The sequence below is a fragment of the Streptomyces sp. NPDC051020 genome (assembly GCF_040683105.1).
GTDB lineage: Bacteria > Actinomycetota > Actinomycetes > Streptomycetales > Streptomycetaceae > Streptomyces.
The window spans coordinates 1-3,889 of sequence record NZ_JBFBCG010000034.1 but is presented as its reverse complement, the minus strand read 5'-3'; the positions used below and the strand labels follow the sequence as shown (position 1 = coordinate 3,889).

The following is a 3,889-nucleotide window of genomic DNA, read 5'->3' as shown; positions in this document are numbered from 1 at the left end:
GGAGGACCGGGCCGCTGAGCAGGCCCGCGCCGCCGCGGAGGACCGGGCCATCGACCAGGCGCTCGCGCTGGTCGGGCGCCGCTCCCCGCGTGAGCCCCGATCTGTGGCTCAGCCACAGCCCCGGGCCGGGTTCTCGGAACAGAGTCCCCGGCAGGGATCCGGTTCGGGCCCGCGCCAGAGTCCTGACCACGGTCTTGACCACGTCCCCGGTCAAGGACCCGGGCAGGGATCGGACCCGGACCCCGTTCAGAGCCCTGGTCCCGGTCCTGGCCCGAGTGTTCACCCGGGCACTGACCACGGTGCCGACCACAGCCCCAGCCGCGCCTCCGGCCACTACCTCACCCCCGAATCCGCCCGCGACCCGCGTGCCCGTGACCGACGCGGCGACGTTCTGCGCAGGCATGCCACCGCCTGGGGCGAGGCCCGCGCTCTCGCCGCGCGGGCCGGGCGGTCCGCCTCGCCCCGCACTCTCCGGCTCACCCTCGACCGGGCCATCGGAGGCGTACTGGCCGAGCCGCTCACCGCACTCGCCGATCTGCCGTCCTTCGACACCTCCGCCATGGACGGCTGGGTCGTTGCCGGACCAGGGCCCTGGACTCTCCGACGAGGCGAGGACGCCGGGCAAGGGCGGTGCATTCTGGCTGGGCACAGTGCGCCCGCTCCGCTTCCCGACGGTGATGCCGTACGGATCGCCACCGGCGCCCGCATCCCGGTCAATGCCACCGCTGTGATCCGGAGCGAACACGCTCACGCCGACGAGGCCAAGGGGCTGTTGTACGCGCAGCGCCAGGTGGTTCCCGGGCAGGACATCCGGCCGCGTGGCCAGGAGTGCCGTTCCGGCGATCAACTCCTGCCCGCCGGAACGGTGGTGACGCCCGCCGTCCTCGGGCTGTCCGCCGCCGCCGGTTACGACGAGCTGTTGACGGTCTCCCGCCCGCGCGTCGACGTCCTCGTCCTCGGAGACGAACTGCTCACCACCGGTCTGCCGCACGACGGACTGATCCGGGACGCCCTGGGGCCCATGATCGGCCCCTGGCTCCGGGCGATGGGCGTCGAGGTCTCCGCTCCGCGACGCCTCGGCGACGACCGTGAGGCCCTCCGGCATGCCCTCGCCACCTCCGACGCCGATCTCGTCATCACCACCGGCGGTACCGCGGCAGGCCCCGTCGACCACGTCCATCCCGTCCTCGCCGAGATCGGCGCGGAGCTGGTGGTCGACGGCGTCGCCGTGCGCCCCGGTCACCCGATGCTGCTGGCCCGGCTGACCTCCGGCCCGTTTCTCGTCGGGCTGCCCGGCAACCCCCTTGCCGCCGTCTCCGGCCTCCTCACGCTCGCGGAGCCCCTGCTGCGCGGGCTGGCCGGCAAGCCGGTGGAGGATCCGTACCGGGTCGTCGTGCGCGACGAGGTGCACGGGCACCCGCACGACACCCGCCTGGTCCCTGTCGTGCACCGGGTCGGCGCGGGCTCGGGCTCCGAACACGTCGTACCGCTGCACTACAACGGTCCGGCGATGCTCCGCGGGATCGCCGCCGCCGACGGGCTGGCGGTCGTGCCGCCGGGCGGGGTACGGTCCGGCACCGAGGTGGAGATCCTCGATCTACCGTGGGCCTCGGCGACGCCGTGGACGGAAGGGTGTTTCACGTGAAACTTCCCGGACACGACGCGATGGCCAGGCGGGTCGACGAGCATGTCGTCCCCACCCGGATCATGCTTCCGCGCCGTGTCGTCGACAGGCCGCTCCGACAAGTCGCCAAACGCCTGTTGATGGCGCTGATAGTCCTGGCCGCCACGGTGCTGATCGTCTGGGCCGACCGTTCCGGCTACCACGACAGCGCAGATGAATCGGTGGACCTGCTCGACGCCATCTACTACTCGACGGTCACCCTCTCCACCACTGGCTACGGCGACATCACTCCGTACAGCGACAGCGCACGGCTGACCAACGTGGTGCTCGTGACACCGCTGCGCGTGCTCTTCCTGATCATCCTGGTCGGCACCACCCTGGAGGTCCTGACGGAGCGGACCCGGGAGGACTTCCGGCTGAACCGTTGGAGAACCAACTTGCGTGACCACACCGTTGTCGTCGGTTTCGGTACGAAGGGCCGTTCGGCGATCCAGACGCTCTGCGCCACCGGTCTGAAGAAGGAACAGATCGTGATCGTCGACCCGGCGAACAAGGTGATCGAGGCAGCGAATGCCGAAGGTTACGTGGGCGTCGTCGGGGACGCGACGCGAAGCGAGGTGCTGCTGCGGGCCGAACTCCAGAAGGCGCGTCAGATCATCATCGCCACCCAGCGCGACGACACGGCGGTACTGGTCGCGCTGACGGCGCGGCAGCTCAACCGCGGCGCGAAGATCGTCGCGGCGGTGCGCGAGGAGGAGAACGCACCTCTGCTGCGGCAGTCCGGCGCCGACGCCGTGATCACCAGCGCCAGTGCCGCGGGCCGGCTGCTGGGTCTCTCGGTCCTCAGCCCGAGCGCGGGCACGGTGATGGAGGATCTGATCCAGCAGGGCAGCGGCCTCGATCTCGTCGAACGGCCGGTGATAAAGGCCGAGGTCGGCAAGAGCGTCCGGGAGACCGACGACCTGGTCGTCAGCGTGCTGCGTGGCCACCGGCTGCTCGGTTACGACGATCCGGCGGCCAGCCCGTTGCAGCTGACGGACCGGCTGATCACCATCGTGCGCGTCTCGGACACCTCGCCGCTGAACACGCCGCGCCAGCAAGGGGCGTGACGGTCCGGGGGTGTCTCTTCGCCCGGCGCGACGACGTCACGGAGTAGCCTCGCCGCCATGCATGCGATCACGATCCCCGAACCCGGTGGCCCCGACGCGCTCGTATGGGCCGAGGTCCCCGATCCCGTACCCGGCGAGGGCGAGGTCCTCGTCGAGGTCGTGGCCGGCGCGGTCAACCGTGCCGATGTGCTCCAACGGCAGGGCTTCTACAACCCGCCGCCCGGCGCGTCCCCCTACCCCGGTCTGGAGTGCTCAGGCCGGATCACGGAGATCGGCCCCGGTGTCATCGGCTGGTCCGTCGGCGACGAGGTGTGTGCGCTGCTGGCGGGCGGCGGATACGCGGAGAAGGTCGCCGTACCCGCCGGACAGCTGCTCCCCGTACCGGACGGCATCGACCTGACGGTGGCTGCGGCGCTGCCCGAGGTGACGTCGACCGTCTGGTCGAACGTTTTCATGGTGGCCCATCTGCGCCCCGGCGAGACGCTGTTGGTGCACGGTGGGTCCAGTGGTATCGGCACGATGGCGATCCAGCTCGCCAAGGCCGTGGGCGCGCGGGTCGCGGTGACGGCGGGCGGGCCGGAGAAACTGGCGCGCTGCGCGGAGCTCGGGGCCGACATCCTGATCGACTACCGGGAGCAGGACTTCGTCGAGGAGTTGCTCAAGGCGACGGACGGGGTGGGCGCGGACGTCATCCTCGATATCGTCGGCGCGAAGTACCTGGACCGGAATGTGAAGGCGCTTGCCGTCAGCGGTCGACTCGCCATCATCGGTCTGCAGGGTGGCGTCAAGGGCGAGCTCAATCTGGGCGTCCTGCTGAACAAGCGGGCTGCCGTCACCGCGACGTCGCTGCGCGGACGTCCCCTTGCGGAGAAGGCCGCCATTGTCGCCGCCGTGCGCGAGCACGTGTGGCCGCTGATCGGCAGCGGTGTGGTCCGGCCGGTCGTGGACCGTACCCTGCCGATGTCCGACGCGGCGGAGGCCCACCGGGTGCTGGAGTCCAGTGTGCACATCGGCAAGGTGCTTCTGCGGACGCCGGCAGCCTGAGCCATACGGACAGCGGGGTCAGGCACACGAATTCGTACACCGAACCGCCCGCGCCGATCGCGACGAGCACGGCGACCACGATGAGGGCGGCGGTTGAAACTGCCCTGCGGCG

3 protein-coding genes are annotated in these 3,889 nt (G+C 70.9%); all 3 read left to right on the top strand.

Features of this window, described 5'->3' with window-relative positions:
- Positions 1–1,645: molybdopterin molybdotransferase MoeA (locus AB0N06_RS19790; RefSeq protein ID WP_366135982.1), on the top strand; the 1,645-nt coding region annotated here is incomplete at its 5' end.
- Positions 1,603–2,733 carry a potassium channel family protein gene (locus AB0N06_RS19785; RefSeq protein WP_366135981.1) on the top strand — a complete coding sequence of 377 codons (1,131 nt, stop codon included), beginning with the start codon at positions 1,603–1,605 and terminating at the stop codon, positions 2,731–2,733. The genes AB0N06_RS19790 and AB0N06_RS19785, both read left to right, overlap by 43 nt.
- 57 nt (positions 2,734–2,790) lie before the next feature.
- On the top strand, positions 2,791–3,777 hold the full coding sequence (locus tag AB0N06_RS19780) for an NAD(P)H-quinone oxidoreductase (protein ID WP_366135980.1): 987 nt from the start codon (positions 2,791–2,793) through the stop codon (positions 3,775–3,777).
- Positions 3,778–3,889 lie beyond the last annotated feature (112 nt).